This is a genomic window from Lentzea sokolovensis, from assembly GCF_033949975.1.
Taxonomy (GTDB): domain Bacteria; phylum Actinomycetota; class Actinomycetes; order Mycobacteriales; family Pseudonocardiaceae; genus Lentzea; species Lentzea sokolovensis.
Genome location: NZ_JAXAVU010000010.1, coordinates 316,790 through 338,442, shown reverse-complemented (window position 1 = coordinate 338,442; position 21,653 = coordinate 316,790). Strand labels below are relative to the sequence as shown.

At 68.7% G+C, this 21,653-nt stretch carries 19 protein-coding genes; 12 read left to right on the top strand and 7 right to left on the bottom strand.

From position 1 onward, the window contains the following. Positions 1 to 11 precede the first annotated feature (11 nt). Positions 12 to 1,340, top strand: coding sequence for a SulP family inorganic anion transporter (locus tag SK854_RS23530; RefSeq protein WP_319977247.1), 1,329 nt, complete (start codon positions 12 to 14; stop codon positions 1,338 to 1,340). A 55-nt stretch (positions 1,341 to 1,395) separates the two neighbouring features. On the opposite strand, the gene SK854_RS23525 is transcribed toward SK854_RS23530, so the two are convergent. Further along, complete coding sequence (locus SK854_RS23525; RefSeq protein WP_319977246.1) at positions 1,396 to 2,631, bottom strand: CHRD domain-containing protein; 1,236 nt, start codon at positions 2,629 to 2,631, stop codon at positions 1,396 to 1,398. Positions 2,632 to 2,796: 165 nt separating this feature from the next. On the opposite strand from SK854_RS23525, the gene SK854_RS23520 reads away from it, so the two are divergent. Further along, positions 2,797 to 3,234 (top strand): COG4315 family predicted lipoprotein, encoded by a 438-nt coding sequence (locus SK854_RS23520; RefSeq protein ID WP_319977245.1) that lies wholly within the window; start codon positions 2,797 to 2,799, stop codon positions 3,232 to 3,234. Positions 3,235 to 3,318: 84 nt separating this feature from the next. Continuing rightward, the gene (locus SK854_RS23515) at positions 3,319 to 4,131 is read left to right on the top strand and encodes a DNA/RNA non-specific endonuclease (protein WP_319977244.1); all 813 of its coding nucleotides are present in this window, start codon (positions 3,319 to 3,321) and stop codon (positions 4,129 to 4,131) included. 58 nt (positions 4,132 to 4,189) lie between these two features. Here SK854_RS23515 and SK854_RS23510 read toward each other — a convergent pair whose 3' ends face one another. Continuing rightward, positions 4,190 to 6,109 (bottom strand): helicase-associated domain-containing protein, encoded by a 1,920-nt coding sequence (locus SK854_RS23510; RefSeq protein WP_319977243.1) that lies wholly within the window; start codon positions 6,107 to 6,109, stop codon positions 4,190 to 4,192. Between the two features lie 75 nt (positions 6,110 to 6,184). Between SK854_RS23510 and SK854_RS23505 the strand changes: the two genes are divergently transcribed. Continuing rightward, complete coding sequence (locus SK854_RS23505; RefSeq protein ID WP_319977242.1) at positions 6,185 to 6,835, top strand: DUF2461 domain-containing protein; 651 nt, start codon at positions 6,185 to 6,187, stop codon at positions 6,833 to 6,835. Here SK854_RS23505 and SK854_RS23500 read toward each other — a convergent pair. Next, positions 6,780 to 7,127 carry a VanZ family protein gene (locus SK854_RS23500; protein WP_319977241.1) on the bottom strand — a complete coding sequence of 116 codons (348 nt, stop codon included), beginning with the start codon at positions 7,125 to 7,127 and terminating at the stop codon, positions 6,780 to 6,782. The genes SK854_RS23505 and SK854_RS23500 overlap by 56 nt on opposite strands. A gap of 64 nt (positions 7,128 to 7,191) precedes the next feature. Between SK854_RS23500 and pyk the strand changes: the two genes are divergently transcribed. Together pyk and tesB are read left to right on the top strand one after the other, a co-directional pair. After that, entirely contained in the window at positions 7,192 to 8,616 is a 1,425-nt protein-coding gene (gene pyk / locus SK854_RS23495; protein ID WP_319977240.1) for a pyruvate kinase, read from the top strand. Positions 8,617 to 8,725: 109 nt separating this feature from the next. Beyond that, a complete protein-coding gene (tesB, locus tag SK854_RS23490) occupies positions 8,726 to 9,637 on the top strand; it encodes an acyl-CoA thioesterase II (RefSeq protein WP_319977239.1) in 912 nt (303 codons plus the stop codon). A gap of 117 nt (positions 9,638 to 9,754) precedes the next feature. Here tesB and SK854_RS23485 read toward each other — a convergent pair whose 3' ends face one another. Then, positions 9,755 to 10,261 (bottom strand): Lrp/AsnC family transcriptional regulator, encoded by a 507-nt coding sequence (locus SK854_RS23485; protein ID WP_319977238.1) that lies wholly within the window; start codon positions 10,259 to 10,261, stop codon positions 9,755 to 9,757. Between the two features lie 60 nt (positions 10,262 to 10,321). Between SK854_RS23485 and SK854_RS23480 the strand changes: the two genes are divergently transcribed. Continuing rightward, on the top strand, positions 10,322 to 10,915 hold the full coding sequence (locus SK854_RS23480; RefSeq protein WP_319977237.1) for a LysE family translocator: 594 nt from the start codon (positions 10,322 to 10,324) through the stop codon (positions 10,913 to 10,915). Here the strand turns inward: SK854_RS23480 and SK854_RS23475 are convergent. After that, entirely contained in the window at positions 10,898 to 11,200 is a 303-nt protein-coding gene (locus SK854_RS23475; RefSeq protein ID WP_189158634.1) for a DUF2218 domain-containing protein, read from the bottom strand. The two genes, SK854_RS23480 and SK854_RS23475, sit on opposite strands and share 18 nt — an antisense overlap. 121 nt (positions 11,201 to 11,321) lie before the next feature. On the opposite strand from SK854_RS23475, the gene gndA reads away from it, so the two are divergent. After that, entirely contained in the window at positions 11,322 to 12,752 is a 1,431-nt protein-coding gene (gene gndA, locus SK854_RS23470) for an NADP-dependent phosphogluconate dehydrogenase (RefSeq protein ID WP_319977236.1), read from the top strand. After that, the gene (dacB, locus tag SK854_RS23465) at positions 12,749 to 14,284 is read left to right on the top strand and encodes a D-alanyl-D-alanine carboxypeptidase/D-alanyl-D-alanine endopeptidase (protein WP_319977235.1); all 1,536 of its coding nucleotides are present in this window, start codon (positions 12,749 to 12,751) and stop codon (positions 14,282 to 14,284) included. Before gndA ends, dacB begins: the two co-directional genes overlap by 4 nt. Positions 14,285 to 14,338: 54 nt before the next feature. Here the strand turns inward: dacB and SK854_RS23460 are convergent, their stop codons facing one another. Then, positions 14,339 to 16,552 carry a SulP family inorganic anion transporter gene (locus tag SK854_RS23460; protein ID WP_319977234.1) on the bottom strand — a complete coding sequence of 738 codons (2,214 nt, stop codon included), beginning with the start codon at positions 16,550 to 16,552 and terminating at the stop codon, positions 14,339 to 14,341. A gap of 386 nt (positions 16,553 to 16,938) precedes the next feature. After that, positions 16,939 to 17,256 carry a hypothetical protein gene (locus SK854_RS23455; RefSeq protein ID WP_093597178.1) on the bottom strand — a complete coding sequence of 106 codons (318 nt, stop codon included), beginning with the start codon at positions 17,254 to 17,256 and terminating at the stop codon, positions 16,939 to 16,941. Positions 17,257 to 17,422: 166 nt separating this feature from the next. On the opposite strand from SK854_RS23455, the gene SK854_RS23450 reads away from it, so the two are divergent. The 3 genes from SK854_RS23450 (at position 17,423) to SK854_RS23440 (ending at position 21,640) form a co-directional block, all read left to right on the top strand. Then, positions 17,423 to 18,268, top strand: coding sequence for a helix-turn-helix domain-containing protein (locus SK854_RS23450; protein WP_319977233.1), 846 nt, complete (start codon positions 17,423 to 17,425; stop codon positions 18,266 to 18,268). 22 nt (positions 18,269 to 18,290) lie between these two features. After that, a complete protein-coding gene (locus SK854_RS23445) occupies positions 18,291 to 18,482 on the top strand; it encodes a DUF397 domain-containing protein (RefSeq protein ID WP_319977232.1) in 192 nt (63 codons plus the stop codon). A 323-nt stretch (positions 18,483 to 18,805) separates the two neighbouring features. After that, positions 18,806 to 21,640: an AfsR/SARP family transcriptional regulator gene (locus tag SK854_RS23440; protein ID WP_319977231.1), complete on the top strand. Its 2,835-nt coding sequence runs from the start codon at positions 18,806 to 18,808 to the stop codon at positions 21,638 to 21,640. Positions 21,641 to 21,653: the final 13 nt, after the last annotated feature.

Below are 21,653 nucleotides of genomic sequence, written 5' to 3'. Positions count from 1 at the left end.
TTTCTGACGTGATGAAGAAGTACTGGACCGATCTCGGCGCGTCGGTCGTCGTGTTCCTCGTGGCGCTGCCGCTGTGCGTGGGCGTGGCGGTGGCGTCCGGAGTGCCGGCCGAGCTCGGCATCGTGACCGGCGTGGTCGGCGGCATCGTCGTCGGCCTGCTGCCGGGCAGCACGATGCAGGTGAGCGGACCGGCCGCCGGGCTGACGGTGCTGGTGGCGGACGCCGTGTCCCGGCACGGGATCCAGGCGCTGGGCGTGATCGTGCTCGGCGCAGGCCTGCTGCAGGTGGCGCTGGGCTTAGCCAGGTGCGGACGGTGGTTCCGCGCGATCTCGCCGTCCGTGGTGCAGGGCATGCTCGCGGGCATCGGGCTGGTGCTGATCTTCGGCCAGCTCAAGCACCTCGTCGTGTCCCCGGTCGCACTGGCGCTGGGCCTGCTCACCGTGCTGATCATGTTGCTGTGGCAGCGAAGCCCGTTGCGGGTCGTGCCGGGCATTCTGGTCGGCGTGGTCGTCTGCACCGCGCTGGCGGAGGTGTTCGCGTCACCGGTCGACCGCATCACGGTCGGCACGTTGTCGACGGACGTGCACCTGCCTGATTTCTCGTTGCTCAACACCGGAATCATCGGCACGGCGGTGGTGTTCGCCCTCGTCGCCTCCGCCGAGTCGATGTTCAGCGCGGCCGCCGTCGACCGCATGCACAACGGCCCGCGCACTCAGTACAACAAGGAACTGGTCGCGCAGGGCGTCGGCAACACGATCTGCGGCCTGCTCGGCGCGTTGCCCATGACGGCGGTGATCGTGCGCAGCGCGGCCAACGTGTCGGCAGGAGCCCGGACGAAGGCGTCCAGGGTGCTGCACGGCGTGTGGCTGCTGCTGTTCGTGGTGCTGCTGCCGGGGTTGCTGACGCTGATCCCGGTCGCCGTGCTGGCGGCCGTCCTGGTCCACGCGGGCTGGAAGCTGCTGGGCCTGCGGGAAGTGGTCACGTCGTGGCGCACGGACAAGGCCGAGAGCTTCATCTTCGTGCTGACCGCCGGGCTCATCGTGGCGACCGATCTGCTGACCGGCACCGTTGCCGGTCTGCTGGCCGCCGTCATCAAGACGGCCTGGGACGTGTCCAGGCTGCAGGTGACCGTGACGCCGGAGGGTGTGGCGTTGCGAGGCAACGCGACGTTCCTGAAGTTGCCCGTGCTGCTCGACGAACTGGACCGCGTGGACCGGGAGCACGTCCGGATGGATCTGAGCGGGGTCCGGCACCTCGACCAGGCCTGCGGACAGGCGATCGACCAGTGGGTGGACGAGTCGCGGCGGGCGGGCAAGACCGTCGACCTCGTCGGCAGGTAGCGAAAGGCGCCGCGACCGTGGGGGTCGCGGTCGCGGCGCCTTTCCATTCAGTTGGCTAGTGAGTGGTGAACTGGCCGCGCACCGCGCCGCCGGGGAACGCCGCCGTGTGGAGGTTGGAGTAGAAGTCCTTCGGGGACTGCTTCAGCGCGTCCAGCGTGGCCTTGTCTGCGGTGGCCGTGCCCGAGACCGCGAAGATGCCGTTCGGGACGGCCGTGCCGAAGAACGTGATCTTCACGGCGCCGTTCACGCCCTTCGCGCCCTGGTGGACGTGGCCGAGCGTCGGTGCGTCGACGTTCACCCAGGCCAGTGAGAAGTCGACGCCGGTGGCGGTGGGTCGCACGAACGTGATGGCCTGGCCGTCCGGGTCGCCGGCCTTCGGGCCGTCCTGCACCGGAACCTCGTTGCGGCCGTTGGAGAACGCGCGGAGCTTGCCGCCCTTGATGATGTCCAGCGGGTTGATCTGCTTGCTCAGAGGCTTGAGCTGCCCGCGGACCGCGCCACCGGGCTTCTCGGTGCTGTGCAGGTTCACGTAGAAGCCGGCCGGGTTCCTGCGGATGTCCTCGGCGAGCTTCGCGTCGACCACGGTCTGGCCGGCGGCCGCGCCCAGCGTCTCCGGCATCGGGGTGGTGAAGAGGCCGACCTTCACCGCGCCGTTCTGGCCCGCCGCGCCCTGGTGGATGTGGCCGAGGGTGAGCTGGGCCGTCTTCTTCCACTCCAGCGCGAACGTCACGCGGTCGCCGCGCACCTCGACCAGTGCCTTCGCCGAGGCGTCCGCGTCGCCCACGGCGGGACCGCCGGCGGTCGGGACCTCCTGGCGGCCGTCCAGTTCGGCGGAGAAGAACACGGGCTTGCCGGTGGCGGGCTTGACCGGCGGGGTCTGGTCCGGTGCGGGAGAGGTCGTGTCGTGGCCGCCGTGCGAGGTGCTGTGATCCGGTGCGCCGCCGGACTTCGTGGCGGTCGGCTTCTGCGCGGAACCACCGGCGTCGATGTTCAGCGTGGGGCCGTCGGCGGAGAAGAACTCGAAGGCAGAGCCGCCGTTCTTCACGACCACGCGGACCTCGATCCGGCCACGGCCGGGCTTCACGGTGAAGGTGCGCGACTCGCCCTTCTTGGCGCCGTCGAGGCAACGGCCTTCCAGCTGGTCCGCGGCGCAGAGGCTCGCCTCGTAGCCGGCCGTGTTCGTGATCTTCACGGTGACGGTGTCCTGGGCGGCGGACGCCGGTGTCACCACGGCGAGTCCGAGCGTGGCGCCCAGAAGGCATGCGGCAGCGACGTTTTTGTTGACAGACATGGGATGTGCTCCAAGGCTCCGCTGTGGGAGTCGGGGGGTCTGGCGGACCCGACATGACCAACACGGACGTCGATCAGATTCGGTTCAGGGAATCTTCCGATGAACCGAACCGCGTCTCATTACGTGTCAACGTCGGAACAGGACACAGCCCGCTAGGAGACGAAGATGCGCGCACGTAAGGGAATTCTGCTGCTGCCGGTGTTGCTCGCCGGACTCGCTGCCTGCGGAAACGAGGCACCGCAACAGGATGCTCCCGCGAAGGTCGAGGTGAAGATCGCGCAGTCCGATCTCGGCCCGATCCTCGTCGACCAAACGGGACGGACGCTCTACGCCTTCACCAAGGACGAGAACAAGTCCAGTGCGTGCGACGCCGACTGCATCGCCGTGTGGCCCGCCCTCACCGCCGAGTCCAAAGTAGACGCAAAGGACGGCGCCGACGTGCAGCTCGTCTCGCAACTCGACGAGAGCTCGCAGGCCGTTTACGGAAAGTGGCCGCTCTACTACTACGTGGGAGACCAGGTCGCCGGTGACGTCAACGGCCAAGGCGTCGACGACGAGTGGTTCGCCATCGCCGCGGACGGGAAACTGGTCAAGAAGAGCTGATGAACACTGGGCCGTTCGGGTGTATCCGGCTAACGGCCCTGTGGGAGATGTCGACCCTCAAGATGAACCAGTAGGGGGCGACACATGACCAGCGCAGGCTTCGACGCGAAGTTCCTCGGCACGACCGCCGGGATTCCGGTCCTGACCGACTCGGGAGCGGCCGACGCGGTCGAGCTCGACGGCTCGACCACGATCGACTACACGCACTTCTCGCTCGCGATGAGCAAGTCGCGCAAGTTCGCGAGCTGGGTCGCGTGGAACATCGACGGCGGTGAGATGAAGGCCCTGAGCCGCACCGGCATCCCGTTCGTCAAGGACCCGCGCGTCCCGGCCGAGTTCCAGACCGGCGACGAGCTCTACCGCGACAACCGGCTCGACCGCGGCCACCTCGCCCGCCGCGCCGACCTGTGCTGGGGCCCGAAGGCCGAGGCGCAGAAGGCGAACAAGGACTCGTTCTTCTTCACGAACATCACGCCGCAGATGGACGACTTCAACCAGAGCACCAAGGAAGGGCTCTGGGGCCGGCTCGAGGACGCGGTGCTCGCCGACGTCGACGTCGACAACCTCAAGGTCAGCGTCTACGGCGGCCCGGTCTTCAACGCCGACGACAGGGTGTTCCGCGGCGTCGCGATCCCGCGCGAGTTCTACAAGGCGATCGCGTTCGTGGTGGACGGCGAGCTGCGCTGCAGCGCGTTCCTGCTCACCCAGAACATCGTCCTGGCCGAGGCGCTCGACCTGGACGAGTTCCGGGTGTTCCAGGTGTCGCTGACCGAGCTGGAGAAGCGCCTGAGCCTCACCTTCCCGGCCGAACTGCACGCGGCCGACACCGCGTCGGTCCAGCTGCTGGAAGAGGCGGAGAGGAAGCCGTTGGGCAGCCTCGACGACATTCAGTGGTGATGCTTGCCGCAGGCAGCAGCTGAGCGCGGAACTCTTCCAGCCGGGCAACCGGCTCTGTTCATTCCGGCAGCGCGACCTTGCGGACGTGCCCGATGTCGAACTCCCGGCTCGTGCCGTCCTCGCAGTCCGCGCTCAGCACGCCTTCGAGGTGCTTGGTCGGCACGATCACGTGCGTGTCGGTCCTGCGCGGCCCGGTCGCGTACTTGATCTCGACGCGGCTCCCGTCGACCAGCGCCGACGACAGCAGCACGACCTCCTCGTCGCGCAGGAAGACGTTCTGGTCGCGCAGCATCCGCGCCGCGTTGGCCCGTGGCGCGCCGGGTCCGACGCTCGGCCGTTCCTGCTCCACCAGCCGGACCGCCAGCTGGGTCAGCTCCAGGTCGTTCATCTCGGTGCGCCACCACCGCTCCGGCTTGCGCTCACCGCGGGCGGAGGCCCTCAGCCGGCCGACACTCTCCACAATGGACTTGTCACCGGCGTCGAGCCCGGTCGGCGCGTACCCGCACCGGCGCAACGCCGCGAGCGTCTCGGTCATCGGCTGGGCGGACGCCAGCACCGTCGGAGCGAGGAAGCGCAGTTTGAGCGACGCGAGCCGCTTCGACCTGGCGATCTCCTGCAGCAGGGTGGGATCCGAGCCCCGCACGCAACTCACCACGTCCGTCACGGTCAGCTGTCCGTGCCGCCGCGCCACGTCCTGCACCTGGTACTCGATCACCTGTGGCAACGAGGCTTCCGACACGGCGTTCAGCCGTGCGAGCACCTCGTCGGCGGACAGCCCAGAGTCCAGCGCGCGCCGCACCGACCCGGCGGACAGCCGCCACACCCGTGCGGCGTCGTTGTCCTCCAGGTCCGCCACCAGGTTCAGCGTCGCGCTCAGCTCGGGCGACGGCAGGCCGTTCACCACGGCGGTCATGTCCGTCTGGAACGCGGCCTTCTCCGTCGCCGGGGGCATCAGCTCGCCGGCGGCCGTGTCGACGTCGCCGTCGTGCAGCACCGCCACTCCCAGCGGCGTGAGCGCGCCGCCGGCCACCAGTCCCAGCGACTCCATTTCGCTGATCACCGCCGTGGTCGCCCGCGGGTCGTGCACGGCGGGGCGTTCCCAGACGAGATCGTCGACGAGTTCGTTGATGTTCGTGAAGGCCTCCTCCGCCGAGAACCGCTCCAGCGCGCTGCGGCGCAGCAGGAGCCCGGCGGCGCCGGTGTAGTCGCGCAACGCCGCCCGCGCCTGATCCGGTTCCGGCCGCCAGTCCATCCGCCGCCACGCCGCGACCAGCGCCGCGAGCCGCGGACCCGGCTGTGAGCCGAGCCACGCGTCACCCTGGCTGGTCGGCAGCAGCCGCGACCGCTCCACGCCGACCAGCTGGGCCTCGGCCGCGAGCTCCAGCCACAGCCGCAGCACGCCGTCCGAGACCCGCAGCGCCCGCGCGACCCGCCGGATCTCCACGGTCGCCACGCCACCGGTGTAGCGGGCGTCGAACGTGTCCTGCTCGCAGTACGCCAGCAGGCGCGCCACTCCGTCCACAGTGGACATAGCGGACACGATGGGGGAGACCTGGGACGCCTTGCGCTTACCGGGGGCCCTCGGCCGCAACGTCAGCTCGCCCTGCGCCGCGCCGCTCGTCCGCACCGAGTTCACCGCGACGAGCCGTGATCCCTCCGGCCAGGCCAGCGCCCGTTGCTTCAGCTCGCCGAGCGCCCGTTCGAAATCACCGACCGTGCAGTGCAGTTCGGCGCACACCGTGTCGACGGTGCCCGTGTTGTTCTGGGCCACGATCGCGCCGAGCACGTCGAGCGCACCCTGGTCCAGCGTGTCCTCGACGGCGTGCACCGAGTCGGAGTCGGTCAGTTGCGTCGCGAGGTCCTTCAACGTCCGGATGAAGCGGTCGGCGACGTCGCGGCGGTACAGGAGTATCGCGGCCACCTCGTCCGGCCCGAGTTGGAGGAGCCAGGTCGCGAGCGCGTTGATACGGCGTGGCATTCACCGGATTATGGCCTGATTGTGTGTTCTCAAACGAATTTTCACGCACATGGGCGATCCGCCTAGGCTGACTCGGTGACGTTCAGCGGTTTCGGCGAGTACGCCATTGACTTCTACGACGGCTTGGTCCTGGACAACTCGAAGGCGTACTGGGACGACAACAAGGAGACCTACCTGCGCGACGTGCGGGCCCCGATGGAGGCGCTGCTGCTCGCGCTGCAGAAGGAGTTCGGCGAGGGCAAGGTGTTCCGGCCCTACCGCGACGTGCGGTTCGCCAAGGACAAGACGCCGTACAAGGACCATTGCGGCGCTGTCATCGAGAAGGGACGCGGCGGCGGTGCGTACTACGTGCAGCTCAGTCCCGAGGGTCTGATGACCGGCGGCGGCTCGTTCCACATGCAGTCCGACCAGCTCACCCGCTACCGGGCCTCGGTCGACGCGCACGGCGTTCTGTTGCGCAAGATCGTGGACAAGCTGGTCAAGCAGGGCTGGCAGGTGGCGGGCGACGTGATGAAGTCGAAGCCGCGCGGGTTCGACGACGACCACCCGCACCTCGACCTGCTCAAGCACCGGTCGCTCTACGTCCGCAAGGTCTGGGAACCGGACGACGTGCTGCACGAGCCGGCTTGTCTGGACCGGGTGCGCAAGTCGTGGAAGCAGCTCAAGGACCTCAACGCGTGGTGCGAGGACCACGTCGGCGTGAGCGAGACCACCAGGTCGCGGTAGCCCACCCCAGGCCGATCCCGAGGACGTCCACCAGCGCGTCGAGCACGTCGCCGCTGCGGTGAAGTGGCGTGACCAGCTGCTGGAGCACCTCCGAAACGCCTGCGTAGACGACCAGCAGCGGCAAAATGCGAGGAAGTTTCGCGTACAGGCCGGTGAACGCGAGCAGGGCGAACAGCAGCGTGTGGACCACCTTGTCCGTACCAGGTGGCGAGCTCGGCACACCTGACTCGGGGGTGAACAACACGACGACACTGAGCGACGCCGCGATCACAAAAGGCAGTACTCGACCCATGGTCAGAACATTACTGAGTAGTAGTTCGGGATCGGTCCAGGAACGGGGTCTACTCTCTCTACACGTGAGTCGACGCGCAAAGATCGTCTGTACCCTCGGTCCCGCCACTGGCACGCCGGAAAAGGTCCGTGACCTGGTAGCGGCCGGTATGGACGTGGCCAGGATGAACTTCAGCCACGGCAGCCATGCCGACCACAAGCAGGTTTACGACATGGTCCGCGCGGCAGCCGACGAGTCCGGCCGCGCCGTGGGAATCCTCGCCGACCTCCAGGGCCCCAAGATCCGCCTCGGCCGTTTCGCCGCGGGTCCGGTGGACTGGAACACCGGCGACATCGTCCGCATCACCGTCGAGGACGTCGAGGGCACGCACGACCGCGTGTCGACGACGTACAAGGAGCTCGCGAAGGACGCCAAGGTCGGCGACCGCATGCTCGTGGACGACGGCAAGGTCGCGCTCGTGGTCGTGGACGTCGAAGGTTCCGACGTCGTGGCCGAGGTGACCGAGGGCGGTCCCGTCAGCAACAACAAGGGCCTCTCGCTGCCCGGCATGGACGTCTCCGTGCCCGCCATGTCCGAGAAGGACGTCGAGGACCTCGAGTTCGCGCTCTCGCTGGGCGTGGACTTCATCGCCCTGTCGTTCGTCCGCTCGCCGGCCGACATCGACCTGGTCCACCAGGTCATGGACCGCAGCGGCGGCAAGCGCCTCCCGGTGATCGCGAAGATCGAGAAGCCGGAGGCCGTGGACAACCTCGAGGCCATCGTGCTGGCCTTCGACGGCGTCATGGTCGCCCGCGGTGACCTGGGCGTCGAGCTCCCGCTGGAGCACGTCCCGCTGGTGCAGAAGCGCGCGATCCAGATCGCCCGCGAGAACGCCAAGCCGGTCATCGTCGCGACCCAGATGCTCGACTCGATGATCACGAACTCCCGCCCGACCCGCGCCGAGACGTCCGACGTCGCGAACGCGGTGCTCGACGGCGCGGACGCCCTGATGCTGTCCGGCGAGACCTCGGTCGGCCGCTACGCCATCGAGTCCGTGCAGACCATGGGCCGCATCATCGAGGCCGTCGAGACCGAGTCGGTCGTCGTGCCGCCGCTGACCCACGTCCCGCGCACCAAGCGCGGCGTGATCTCGTACGCGGCCCGCGACATCGGCGAGCGCCTCAACGCCAAGGCCCTGGTCGCGTTCACGCAGTCCGGTGACACGGTCCGCCGCCTCGCCCGCCTGCACACGCACCTGCCGCTGCTGGCCTTCACGCCGGAGCCGGCCGTGCGCTCGCAGCTGTCGCTGACGTGGGGCACCGAGACGTTCCTGGTGCCGCGCGTCGAGTCCACCGACGAGATGGTCCGCCAGGTCGACGTGGCCATGATCGAGATCGGCCGCTACTCCGCCGGTGACCTCATGGTGGTCGTCGCCGGATCGCCTCCCGGCACCATCGGGTCGACGAACCTCATCCGGGTGCACCGCCTGGGCGAGGACGACCACGCGTAAGTGCTCTGACTCTCAGTCAGGCCCGTCGTGATGCCGGCCCTGCTCCCGCATACTGGACGTGTGCCGGGAGCAGGGCCGGTGCCTTGCCCAGACCTAGGAGAGTTCCGCCGTGACTGAGGCCGCCCGTGCCGCCGCTTCGAGCCCTTCGGGCCTGAGTGGACAATCCGCAGTGGACGACCTGGTCGCGTTGCTCGACCTGGAACGCATCGAGGAGAACATCTTCCGCGGTGTCTCGCCCGCGGAGTCGCCCGTACGCGTCTTCGGCGGACAGGTGGCGGGCCAGGCCCTGGTCGCCGCGGGCCGCACCGTCCCGGTGGAACGGCGGGTGCACTCGCTGCACTCGTACTTCATCCGCCCCGGCGACCCGCGCGTGCCGATCGTCTACGAGGTGGACCGCATCCGCGACGGCCGCTCGTTCACCACCCGCCGCGTCGTGGCCGTGCAGCACGGCAAGGCCATCTTCTCGCTGTCCGCGTCCTTCCAGCAGGACGAGCAGGGCGTCGAGCACTCGTCGGAGATGCCCGACGTGCCGGACCCCGAGTCACTGCCGACGTGGAGCGAGTCCGCCAAGAGCTACCCGCTGGTGAACCTGAAGTTCCCGCGTCCCATCGACGTCCGCTACGTGACCGAGCCGCCGTGGGAGTCGCGTGAGGACGGTCCGGGTCAGGCCGCGTCACGGGTGTGGATGAAGGCCGACGGCAAGCTGCCGGACGACCCGATGCTGCAGCTCTGCGTGATGACGTACGCCTCGGACATGACACTGCTGGACGGGGTGCTGGCTCGGCACGGCGTTTATTGGGGACTGGACAAGGTTCTGGGGGCGTCTCTGGACCACGCCATGTGGTTCCACCGGCCGTTCCGGGCAGACGAGTGGTTGTTGTACGACACCACTTCGCCGTCTGCTTCGGGGAATCGTGGGCTGGCCACCGGGCGGTTCTTCACCCAGGACGGGGCGTTGGTGGCGACCGTGGTGCAGGAGGGGCTGATCCGGGTGATCAAGTCATCACCCGATGGGCAGTGAGCTCGCACCCCTGTGCGAGTGATCAAGGGCGGCTCGTGCCGCGTCGACGGGATGCCGGTGGAGATGCCGCCGCTCACGCCAAGACATCAGGTCGTGGCATCGATCCGAGCCTGCTGATCAGGCCTTGCGTCGCCGGTGAGTCGGCCGCAGGGTCGCCGGCGGCGTCAGCGCCCGCGTCTCCACCCGCTCCAGCACCACCGAACTCGTCAGGTTCCGCACCTCGGTCCGCGAAGCGATCTTGTCCATCAGGAACGCCTGCAGATGCGTGGATCCTGCGACAGCGATGTGGATCAGGAAATCGGCCTGCCCGGACACGTGGAAGATCGACCGTGTCTCCGGCTGAGCCATCACAAAAGCGCGAAAACCGGCCACCACCGCACGGGTGTGCGGCCGCACGTTCACCGAGATGACAGCCTCCAACGGCAGCCCGGTGGTAGCCGGGTCGACGACGGCGTGGCACCCCGTGATCACGCCCAGGTCCCGCAGCCGCCGCACCCGCTGCAGGCACGACGACGGCGCCAGCCCGACGATCTCCGCCAGCGCGCGGTTGGGCAGGGTCGCGTCGTTCTGCAACTCCTCCAGGATGTGCCAGTCGACCGAATCCAGTTCGGCTTGTTCGCGCATAACCGAACATCGTACTGACCTGCTGGAACTCGCACGAACAAACCACGGACGATCAGCGCCATGCACATCGCGTGGACGTCGTTCCTGCTGGCACTCGTGGTGATCACGGTCGTGCCCGGTCCCGACTTCGTACTGGTCATGGGGAACGCGGTCCGGAGCTTCAAGAAAGGCGTCGAGGCCGCGCTCGGTGTGCTGACCGGGCTGCTGATCCACGCGACGCTCGCGACGGTCGGGTTGTCCGCGCTCGTGGCGGCGGCTCCGGCGGCGTTGTTCGTGGTCAAGGCGATCGGCGCGGTCTACCTCGCGTACATCGGGTTCATGACGCTGAGGTCGGCCAGCAAGCCGCTGGACGAGCAGCCTCAGCAGAAGAACGTGTTCCTGCGCGGCATGCTGTGCGACCTGTTGAACCCCAAGGTGATGCTCACGTTCCTGAGTCTCATCCCGCAGGCGATGGACCCGAACGCCGCGCCCCTTCCCCAGGCGGCCGTGCTGAGCGCCGTCACGGTCGGGGTGTTCGCGGTGTTCTGGGTCATCGTGGTGCCGTCGGCGCGTCAGCTGGGCAGGCTGTTGAACAGGCCCAGGACGCGCGCGATGTTCGAGAGGGTCTGTGGGACCGCTCTCATCGGACTGGCCGCGTCAGTTCTCGCTACCTGAGTCCCACGTGACGGACAGCTCGTCGCGCGTTCCGAAGCGGACGAGGTGCCGTTCCACGACGTCCCGCAGCCGGGCCACGTCCTCCTCCGACGTGCAGACCACGCGCATGATCAACGCGTCGTCCGCGGCCTCGAACTCCGCGAGTCCGGCCGAGAAGCGGACGAAGCCGCGCGTGTCCTCCCAGGACCCTTCGAGGTCCTTCGCCGTGAAGTGCTTCACCAGCTGCGATCCGTACCTGGGGGCACGGTCGGTCGCCGAGCGTCCCACGCTCGTGAATTCCGTCATGAAGCCAACTTACGCCTAGCAATACGTACCGGCACGTGACGCGGTTCACCTGGCAAAACGGAGTCTGAGAACACCCTGTGACGTCTCGCGTAAAGGCGCGGAACACGGCAGGCTGTCGCGTATGACGGAAGGCAAAGCACGTATCGCGGTCACCGGTCTTGCCACCATGGGCAGCAACCTCGCGCGGAATCTCGCGCGGCACGGTTTCAAAACTGCCGTGCACAACCGGACGCCCGCGAAGATGAAGGCCCTGCTCGACGAGCACGGCCACGAGGGCGACTTCGTCGGCGCCGAGACGCTGCAGGATCTGGTCGACAGCCTGCAGACGCCGCGCCAGATCATCATCATGGTCAAGGCGGGTGGCCCGACCGACGCCGTCATCGACGAGCTGAGCGGGATCCTCGAACCCGGCGACATGGTCATCGACGGCGGCAACGCCCACTTCAACGACACGCGTCGCCGTGAGGCCGCGTTGAAGGAGAAGGGGCTGCTGTTCGTCGGCGCCGGCATCTCCGGCGGCGAGGAGGGCGCGCTCAACGGCCCGAGCATCATGCCGGGCGGTCCCGCCGAGTCCTACAAGCACGTCGGGCCGGTCTTCGAGGAGATCGCGGCCAAGGTGGACGGTCAGCCGTGCTGCGTGCACGTCGGACCGGACGGCGCCGGGCACTTCGTGAAGATGGTGCACAACGGCATCGAGTACGCCGACATGCAGCTGATCGCCGAGGCGTACGACCTGCTGAGCCGCATCGGCGGGCAGACGCCGGCGGAGATCTCCGAGGTCTTCACTCAGTGGAACTCGGGCGACCTGGAGTCGTACCTGGTCGAGATCACCGCCGAGGTGCTCAAGCACGTCGACGCGGACGGCACGCCGCTCGTGCAGGTCATCGAGGACGCGGCGGAGCAGAAGGGCACCGGCCGCTGGACCGTGCAGGAGGCGCTGGAACTGGGTGTGCCGGTCACCGGTATCGCCGAGGCCGTGTTCGCGCGCAGCCTGAGCGGCCACACCGACCAGCGCAAGGCCGTGCGCGAGGCGTTCGGCGCCAGCGAGGTCGTCGCGAAGCCGGACGCCGAACTGGTCGACGACGTCCGCCAGGCGCTCTACGCGTCGAAGGTCGTCGCGTACGCGCAGGGCTTCGACATGATCCGTGAGGCGTCGAAGAACTTCGACTGGAACATCGACCTCGGCGCGATGGCGACGATCTGGCGTGGTGGCTGCATCATCCGCGCGCAGTTCCTCAACCGCATCCGCGAGGCCTACGACGCGAACGCGGACATCGAGTCCTTGTTGGTGGACAACTACTTCCGCGACGCGGTGCGCAACGCCGAGGCCGCGTGGCGCCGGGTTGTGGTGCGAGCAGTGGAATCCGGCGTGCCGACGCCGGGCTTCGTGTCCGCTTTGGCCTACTACGACGGACTTCGGTCGGAACGTCTGCCGGCCGCGCTCGTCCAGGGACAGCGGGACTTCTTCGGGGCACACACCTACAGGCGCATCGACAAGCCCGGTAGCTTCCACACGTTGTGGTCGGGTGATCGATCAGAGGTGGAAGCGTGAAATTAGGCATTCTGGGGGCGGTCGTCGCTGTGACGGCAGGGTTGACCCTGACGTCCAGCGGCGGCGCCGTGGCGGTCGGCAACGAGGCCCTCACGGCTGATCTCGACACGATCCTGGCCGACAACGCGCTGAAGGGCGCGGATGTCGGCCTGGTCGTGCGGGACGCCAACTCGGGTGAAGTGATCTACACCAGGCAGAGCAGCAGGCGTTCCCAGGTGGCGTCGAACATGAAGCTGCTCACCACGACGACGGCGCTGGACCTGCTGGGTCCCGACTACCGCTGGAAGACCGAGCTCGTCTCGGCCGGTACGAAGACCGGAACGGCGCTCAACGGCGATCTGGTGCTGCGCGGTGGCGGCGACCCGACGATGTCCCGGCTGCGCTACCAGCAGCTCGCGGACACGTTGAAGGCCAGTGGCGTCACCACGGTGAACGGCGCGCTCGTCATCGACGACACGAAGTTCGACGCGCAGCCGTACGGAACGGGCTGGGCGTGGGACGACGAGCCGTACGCCTACAGCGCGGAGACGTCGGCGCTCACGCTCTCGCCGGACGCGAAGTTCAGCGCGGGCACCGTGGTCGTGCGCGTCAAGCCGGGCGCCGCGGCGGGCGCCCCGGCTGTCGTGACGACCGAACCGGCGAACGACCACGTGCAGATCGTGTCCACGGCGACGACCGGCAACGGCGGCGTCTCCGTGGAACGCGAACACGGCACGAACCGGATCTTCGTCAGCGGTTCCACGTCCGTCGAGACCACCGCGCTCTCGTCGGTCAAGGACCCGACCGGGCTGGTGACGTCGGTGTTCCAGAAGGCCTTGCAGGCCAACGGGATCACCGTCACCGGTGGTGTGAAGAGGCAGAAGGCGCCGGCGAACGCCGCCGTCCTCGCGACCGACACGTCGATGAAGCTCAGCGAGCTGATCGTCCCGTTGCTCAAGGACAGCAACAACATGCTGGCCGAGGTGCTGGTCAAGACCGCGGGTGGCTCGTTCACCAACGGCGTCAACCAGCTCAGCACCAAGTGGTCCGGTCTGGGCGTCGACCCGAACGCGGTCGAGGTCTTCGACGGTTCCGGCATGTCCAGGCTCGACCAGTTCTCGCCGGACGACCTCACCTCGGTGCTGGTCAAGGCGAAGACCAAGCCGTGGTTCGCCGCGTGGCAGGCGTCGCTGCCGGTCGCCGGTGTCGACGGCACCCTGGTCAACCGCATGAAGAACACCCCGGCCGCGGGCAACCTGAAGGCCAAGACCGGGTCGCTCTCCGGCGTCTCGGGCCTGTCCGGCTACGTGAAGACGCAGGCCGGCCGGGAGCTGGTGTTCTCGGTGGTGCAGAACAACGTCCTGTTGTTCAACAGCCCGAAGAACATCGAGGACAGGATCGCCGTGCGCCTGGCCTCCGACGGTGGCACGCAGCTGGTGTCGCCGCAGGTCCAGTCGGTGCCGCAGCAGCGCAAGGCTCCGGCGCAGGACCGCACGAAGGTTCCCGCGAAGGAGCGCTTCGACGTGGAGTGCTCCTGGATCGGCACCTGCTAGCCAGAAGCGTCAAAGGAGCCGCCCCGAGCGTTTTCGGGGCGGCTTCTCGCTCTTCTAGGCCGGTGCCGTCACCGGCTCGAGCCCGTTGCGGTCCGGGTCGACCAGGTACACGCGGGCGTTCGAGATGTCGAAGTACAGGCCCTTCAACGTGAGCGTGCCCGCGGCGATCGCCTCCCGCACGCTCGGATGGGCGAGCAGGTTGTCCAGCTGCTGCGCGACGTTCGCGACGGCGAGCCGGTCGGCCACCGGCAGGTCCGTGCAACCGGGCGACGTCGGCGCGTGGAACCGGATCAACGACGGCTCGGCGTTGCGCAGCCACGAGTGCAGGTGCGAGCCGCGTGACGCGGACCCGTTCACCAGGGCCTTCATCGCGCCGCAGTCGGAGTGTCCACACACGACGATCGTGGTGACGTTCAGGATCTCCACGGCGTACTCGATCGCCGCCCCGACCGAGCTGTCACCCGCCGCCGGCATCGGCACCAGGTTGCCGATGTTGCGCACGCAGAACAGATCGCCCGGCCCGGACGTGGTGATCAGGTTCGGTACCACGCGGGAGTCCGCGCACGTGATGAACAGCTGCTGGGGCTGCTGGCCGCGCACCGCCAGCTCGTGCAGGAACGGCCGCACCAACGGCGCGGACCGGCGTTCGAACTCGTGCATCCCGCGCAGCATCGGATCGCCTTCCACGGACGACCGCTGCTCCGGCAGCGTCACCGGGCCGGGCGTTCCCTGCCAGTGCGACCACGGAGCGAACCAGCGCGGCAGCGGGCCGGGCAACGTCTTGCGCCGCCCCGGTTTGCCCTGGTTCGCCCGGTCGTACCAGGTGTCGTGCACCTCGTCGACCTGAACCCGGCCACCGAGCCGTTCGTAGCCCTCGCGCCAGTCGTTGATCGCCTCGTAGGACGCGTGGTCCAGGTAGTCGACGTGCAGTTCCAGCACGACGGTCTCGCCCTGCGGCATCCTGCGCAGTTCCCGCACCAGCCGCCCGACTCCCAGGAACACCAACGATCCCCGCACGTACACCCGGTTGCTCTCGACCCGCACCGAGCAGTGCGTCAGCCGGTACAACGCGCGCAGCAACGCGATGGCGAGCCCGGCGACCACGCCCTCCAGCAGTCCGAAGAGGACGACGCCGAGCACGGTCGCCGCGTAGACGAGGAACTCCCGGTGCCGCACCAGGTTCCGCATCCGGGCGACCGACACGAGCCGGAGTCCGACGACGAACAGCACACCCGCGAGCGCCGACAACGGGATCAGCTCCAGGGCGGGGGCGAACGCCAGCACCGCCACCGCGATCCACACGCCCTGGAAGATCGCGGCGTAGCGGGTCTTCGCGCCCGCCGCGACGTTCGTGGAACTGCGTGCCAGGCCACCGCTGATCGGGAACCCGCCGAGCGCGCCCGCGAGCACGTTGCCGGTGCCCTGCGCGATGAGCTCCTTGTCCAGCCGGGCACGCGGCCCGTCGTGCAGCCGGTCCGTGGCGACGGCCGACAGCAACGACTCCATGCTCGCCACCAGCGCGACCGTGACGATCGCCGTGAGAACGGTGCCGACGCTGCCCCGCGGCATCTCCGGGAACACCAGCGCGTGGCTGTCCGGCAGGTCGACCCTGGCGACGTCGAGGCGCAGCACGAACGCCAGCGCGGTGGCCGTGGCGACGGCGACCAGCGGCGCCGGAATCAGCGAGACACGCGGAACACGGGGCCACAGCAGCAGAACCGCGATCGCCACGGCACCGGCCAGCACCGACCCGAGGTGGGCTCCGGCCAGTTCTCCCGGCAGCAGCGCGAGGTTCGCCGGGACCGTCGACGCCGCCGTACCGCCCAGCACCACCACGAGCTGCCCGACGGCGATGGAGATGCCGATGCCCGCGAGCATGCCGTGCACCACGGCGGGGGACAGCGACATCACCAGGCGGCTGATCCCGGTGAGCCCCAACGCGAGTTGCAGGACTCCCGCGGCCAGCGTGATCGCCGCGGTGGCCGCCCAGCCGAACTGCGCGACCAGCCCGGCCACGATCACCACGAGCCCGGTCCCCGGCCCGCTGATCTGCAACGGCGCTCCGCTGATCGCGCCGACGACCACGCCGCCGATGATCGCGGAGATGATCCCGGCCATCAGCGGCGCGCCCGTGGCGTGCGCGATGCCGAGCGACAACGGGATCGAGATGAGGAACAGCACGAAGCTCGCGGGCAGGTCGTGCTTGAGGATGAGCGGTGGACCGTGCGGGGTGTGGTCGCCGGTGTTGGACCTGGGCTGATGGTTCACGAGATTTCCCTTTGCTGAACAGCGGCATGGCCCTGTGCGACGGCTGCACAGGGCGGGGAGGGGAGTGAGCTCAGGAGATGGCGCTCTAGAGGCGCTCTAAAGGCAGCATGCGGCGCGGCCGGACGGCATCGAGCTCGTCGGCGCGGTCATGTGGGGTCGGCACGGGAACACCTCCGTGTCGGCACAGGCATCATGGGGCGGGATCAGGCCGCGTCGCCCTCAATGATGGGGCCGGAATCGGTGCTGTGACAGATCTTTCAGCCAACCGTGTTGATCTTGGGCGGCGTCGTCACGCGAGGTGATCACGAAGAAGGGCCGGCTCCGGTCGGGGGGTGCGGAGCCGGCCCAAGTCGGGTCGGAACTGAAGAACTATCGAGTTCCGGAATTCAGCCTACCGAGCGCAGATGCTTGCCGTGCGCAGTCTCCTGGCCCACGACGGTCAAAATCAGCTGCGCCGAGAGATAAGCACGGCACGGTGCGGGCATTCGCCGTGAGAACCAGCCGCGCTTGCAGGTCGCGCACCGGCCGTGCTCGTCGGGCTGGTGCTCGTCGAGCAACGCCTTCACCACCGCGACCACCCTCGGCAACTCAACCCTGGCGAGTACGAGAGCGGTCTGGTCGTCGCCACGTGCGGCGAGGTCGGTGAGTGTGGCCAGGTGGGAGTGCAGCGACTTGTCCAGTTGGCTGAACACCGTGACGGCCATCAGGCTCAGAGCTCCAGTCCTTACGTAAGCAGCCCCAGCAGACTGTCGCGTCGAACCTGCGATCTGCAAGTTGCAGTACACGAATGGATGACGTCTCTTTGCGACGAGCTCCTTTGCTCTCAAACTGGGTACGGCCAGGAGGTGTGGATGCCGTCCAGGAGGAGTCATGCGGGGTAGCAGCCCGACTCTGCGCAAGCGCCGGCTCGTGAGCGAGCTCCGGCGACTGCGTGAAGTGGCAGGGCTGACGATCGAGGAGGTGGGCGAGCGCCTGGAGTGCTCGGCCTCCAAGATCAGCCGCATCGAGACCGGCCGTGTGGGGGTGAGCCCGCGTGACGTGCGGGACATGCTCAACGTTTACGGCGCGGACGCCGCCACCCTCGAGGAACTGGTTCAGCTGGCAAGGGAAGCCCGTCGCAAGGCGTGGTGGGACGAGTTCGGCGACATCGTGCCCGGTCGTTACGTGGGGTACGAGGCCGACGCGGACTCGATCAGGACCTACCAGGGGCTGATGATCCCGGGCCTGCTGCAGTGCGAGTCGTACACGAGGGCGTTGATCTGCCAGGTGCTGCCGGACGCGCGCACCGCCGAGATCGACCGCCGCGTCCGGTTGCGCAAGGCCAGGCAGGCCCTGCTCAGCGAGGACGACCCGTTGCGCCTGCACGTCGTGATCGACGAAGCCGCCCTGCGCCGGCTCGTCGGCGGCGCCGAGGTGATGCGCGTGCAGATGGCGCGTCTTCTCGAAGTCGGTGCTTTTCCGAACGTCACGATGCAGGTCGTGCCGTTCAGCGCCGGAGGTCATGCTGCGATGGACGGCCCGTTCGTCATCCTGAGCTTTCCCGAGCAGCTCGACTCCGACGTCGTCTACATCGAGAGCACCAGAAGCGGCGTCTACCTGGAACAACAGTCGGACGTCCATTCCTACGCCGAGATGTTCGAGCGTCTCGTGAGTTCCGCCCTGACACCGCGGGAATCGGCAACCCTGATTCGTGAGATCGCTCGCACTCTCGCGTGACCGCGACCGGAGAGTGAACAGAGTGGAAAGCTTGCGTTGGCGCAAGAGCAGCAGGTCGTCGGCCGGTGGGCCCGAGTGCGTCGAGATCGCGCTCGTCTCATCAGGTGCGGCGGTTCGTGACAGCAAGAACGCGGACGGGGCGCGGCTGAGGTTCGGCGGCGCGGGATGGGACACGTTCCTCACCGCCGCGAAGACAGGGTCTTTTGTCAGCTGATCGAAAGACGAGAACGAGGAAGGCCCCGGCTGGATCAACCAGCCGGGGCCTTCTCGCGTAAGGGGACGTGGGCCGGCCGGCGTTCCGCCGCCGCGGGCTGGATGCCCCTTGCACGCCGGCCGACCCACGTCGATCATGGGGAGCAGCGGGTGTTCCGCTGTCCGGTCCAACCTGCACGGACTCCGCGATCTCCGGTTTCCGTTGATCTCGCGGTCTGTGGTTGGTTGGACACGCTAAGCGTAAGAATGGCTTCTACAGCACGACTGGAGCCCGACTGAAGTGATCTTCAAGCTCCAGGTGGACCACAGGCGAAGGACAGATCGGTGACGCACGGCGAGGAACCCCTTCGGTTCGAGGTTCTCGGCCTTCTCCGAGTCGTTCGCGCAGGTCAAGAGGTTGATCTCGGTGCGGCGAAGCAACGCGCCGTCCTCGCGGTCCTGCTGCTGGAGCGCAACACACCGGTCAACCGCGGGCAGATCATCGAGGCCGTGTGGGGCGACAACGTGCCCTCGAGTGCGGTGAACCTGGTCCAGACCTACGTCGCCGGACTGCGCAGGGCGCTCGAACCGACCCGTGCGCGCAGGGCTCCCGCCGAGCTGCTGACCTCGGTCGGCGACGGCTACCTCATGCGCGTCGAGCCCGGAGCCCTGGACCTCGACGTGTTCGAACGTCAGGTCCTGCTCGCGAACCGCATGCGCGCCGCCGGTGATCTCGCCGGAGCCGCGGTCGAACTGGACGACGCGCTGGCGTTGTTCCGCGCCGAACCGCTGGGCGGTGTCTCGGGCCTGCACGCCGACGTCGAGCGCGGCCGTCTCGTCGAACGCCGGCTGGCGGTGCTGGAGGAACGCGCCGAGCTGGGCCTCGCGATCGGGCAGGGCCCGGAACTGGTCTCGCAGCTCGGGTCGATGGTCGCCGAGCACCCGTTGCGCGAACGCGGCCACGGTCTGCTGATGCGGGCGCTGGTCCAGGCGGGCCGTCAGGCCGAGGCACTGGCCGCGTACCGGGAGGCCCGCGCCGTGCTGATCGAGGAGCTCGGCGTCGAGCCGGGTCCCGAACTGCGCCGGGTGCACCAGGCGGTGCTGGCGGGCGACAGTCCCGAGCCGGAACGCGCGCCGGTCCGCGTGCCGCACCAGCCGAGTGCTCCCGAACCCGTGCCGATGACGATCCCCGCCCAGTTACCGCGCGCTCCGGTCGCGCTGGTCGGCCGGGACCCCGAGCTCGGCCTCATGGACGCGTTGCTGCGTGGCCACGACGGCCCGGTGATGCTGGTGACCGGTCCTGCGGGGGTGGGCAAGACCGCGCTCGCCCTGCACTGGGCGCACCGGGTCCGCGAGGAGTTCCCGGACGGCCAGCTCTACGTCGACGTGCACGGCTACGACCCGAACCGGGAGCCGCTGGAGATCGGCGAGGTGCTCAACCGGTTCCTGCGCGCGCTGGGCGTTCCGGCCAGCGACACCCCGGTCTCGGTCGACGAACGCTCGGCGCTGCTGCGCACGTTGCTGGCCGATCGCCGGATGCTCGTGATGCTCGACAACGTCCGCAGCTCGGCCGATCTGCTGCCGTTGCTGCCGGGCGCGCCCTCGTGCGTCGTCGTGACCTCGCGCCGCCGGTTGGTCGGGCTCGTCGCGCAGGTCGAGGCGAAGCTGATCGAACTGGACATGCTCGACCCGGACGCCGCCGTCGACGTGCTGGGCCGCATCGCCGGCCGGTCGGACATCGAGGCCGGTGCGCTGCGCGAACTGGCCGAGCTGTGCGACGGCCTGCCGCTGGCGTTGCGGATCGCCGCGGCCCGTCTCGCCGTGTCCCCTCGTCTGCGCGTGGCCGAACTGGTCGAGGAACTGCAGGACGAGCAGGGCCGCCTGGCCGCACTCGGCCTGGAGGACGGTGAGGGCACCGTACGAGCCGCCCTGGACGCCTCACGCCGTGCGTTGCCCGCGGAACCGTCGCGGTTGCTGGCGATCGTCGGCCTGCACCCCGGCGCGGACCTGACCCCGCACGTGGTCGCGGCGATGGGCGACGTGGCGTTGCTGGAAGCCCAACGCGCGCTGGACGCGTTGACCGCCGCGAACCTGCTGTCCGTCAGCGAACCCGGCAGGCACGTCGCCCACGACATCGTCCGCGTCTACACGAAGACGCTGGCAGGAGAGCTGTCCGAGCCGGAGCGCCGTGCCGCCACCGGCCGGATGCTCGACTACTACCTGCACTGCGCGGACCTCGCCGACGGGTTGTTGCCGATCAACCGCGGCAGCGTCCTGGTCGCGCCGGAGCACCGGCCCGTCCACGTGCCGGCGATCTCCGGTGCCGCGGACGCGACGGCCTGGTTCGACGCCGAGCGCGCCAACCTGATCGCCGCCGCCGAGCTCGCCTCGGGTTCCGGCTGGCACGTCCACGCGTGGCAGCTGCCGTACACGTTGTCGCGGTATCTCTGGCTGCGGACCGAGCGCGAGACCTCGTTGCGCCTCACCGAGGCCGCGTTGCAGGCCGCGATCGCGCTGAACGACGACGACGCCCGGTTCGTCATGCAGTTCAACCTCGGCGTCGCGCTGCTGCAGTTCGAACGCTTCGAAGAGGCGTTGCAGGCCCAGCAGGGCGCGTTGGAAGTGGCCCGGCGCAAGGAAGACGTGCATCAGCAGGCGCGGGCCCTGACGACGGTGGCCGGCACGTTGCAGGACCTGGGCCGGGCCGCCGAGGCCGAGGCGCACTACCGCGAGGCCATGGAGATCTCGCGGATCGCGGGCTCGAAGTGGGCCGAGGCCAACGCCCACCACCACCTCGGCCTGTTGTACCTGAGCACCCAGCGCTTCGACGACGCGATGCCGTGGCTGCGCGTGGCGTTGCGGATGTACCACGAGGTCGGTGAGCAGTGCGGAGAAGCGGCCTGCCACGTCGACATCTCCACGGCTCTGCTGGAGACCGGTGACACGGACGGTGCGCTGACTTCGGCCCGTACGGCGTTGGCGGTGGCGTGCGATGCCGTCTCGCCGTACCACCAGGCGTTGGCGCACGACCGGCTCGCCGCGGTGTTCGAGCAGCTGAACGCGGCGGGGGCGGCGGCGCACTGGCAGCGCGCGCTGGCGTTGTTCAGCGAGCTGGGAGCGCCGGAGGCCGACGGGGTAAGGGCTCGGCTGGCTCGCGCACGTGCGGTGACGGTCGGGTAAGGGGTTTCGCGGG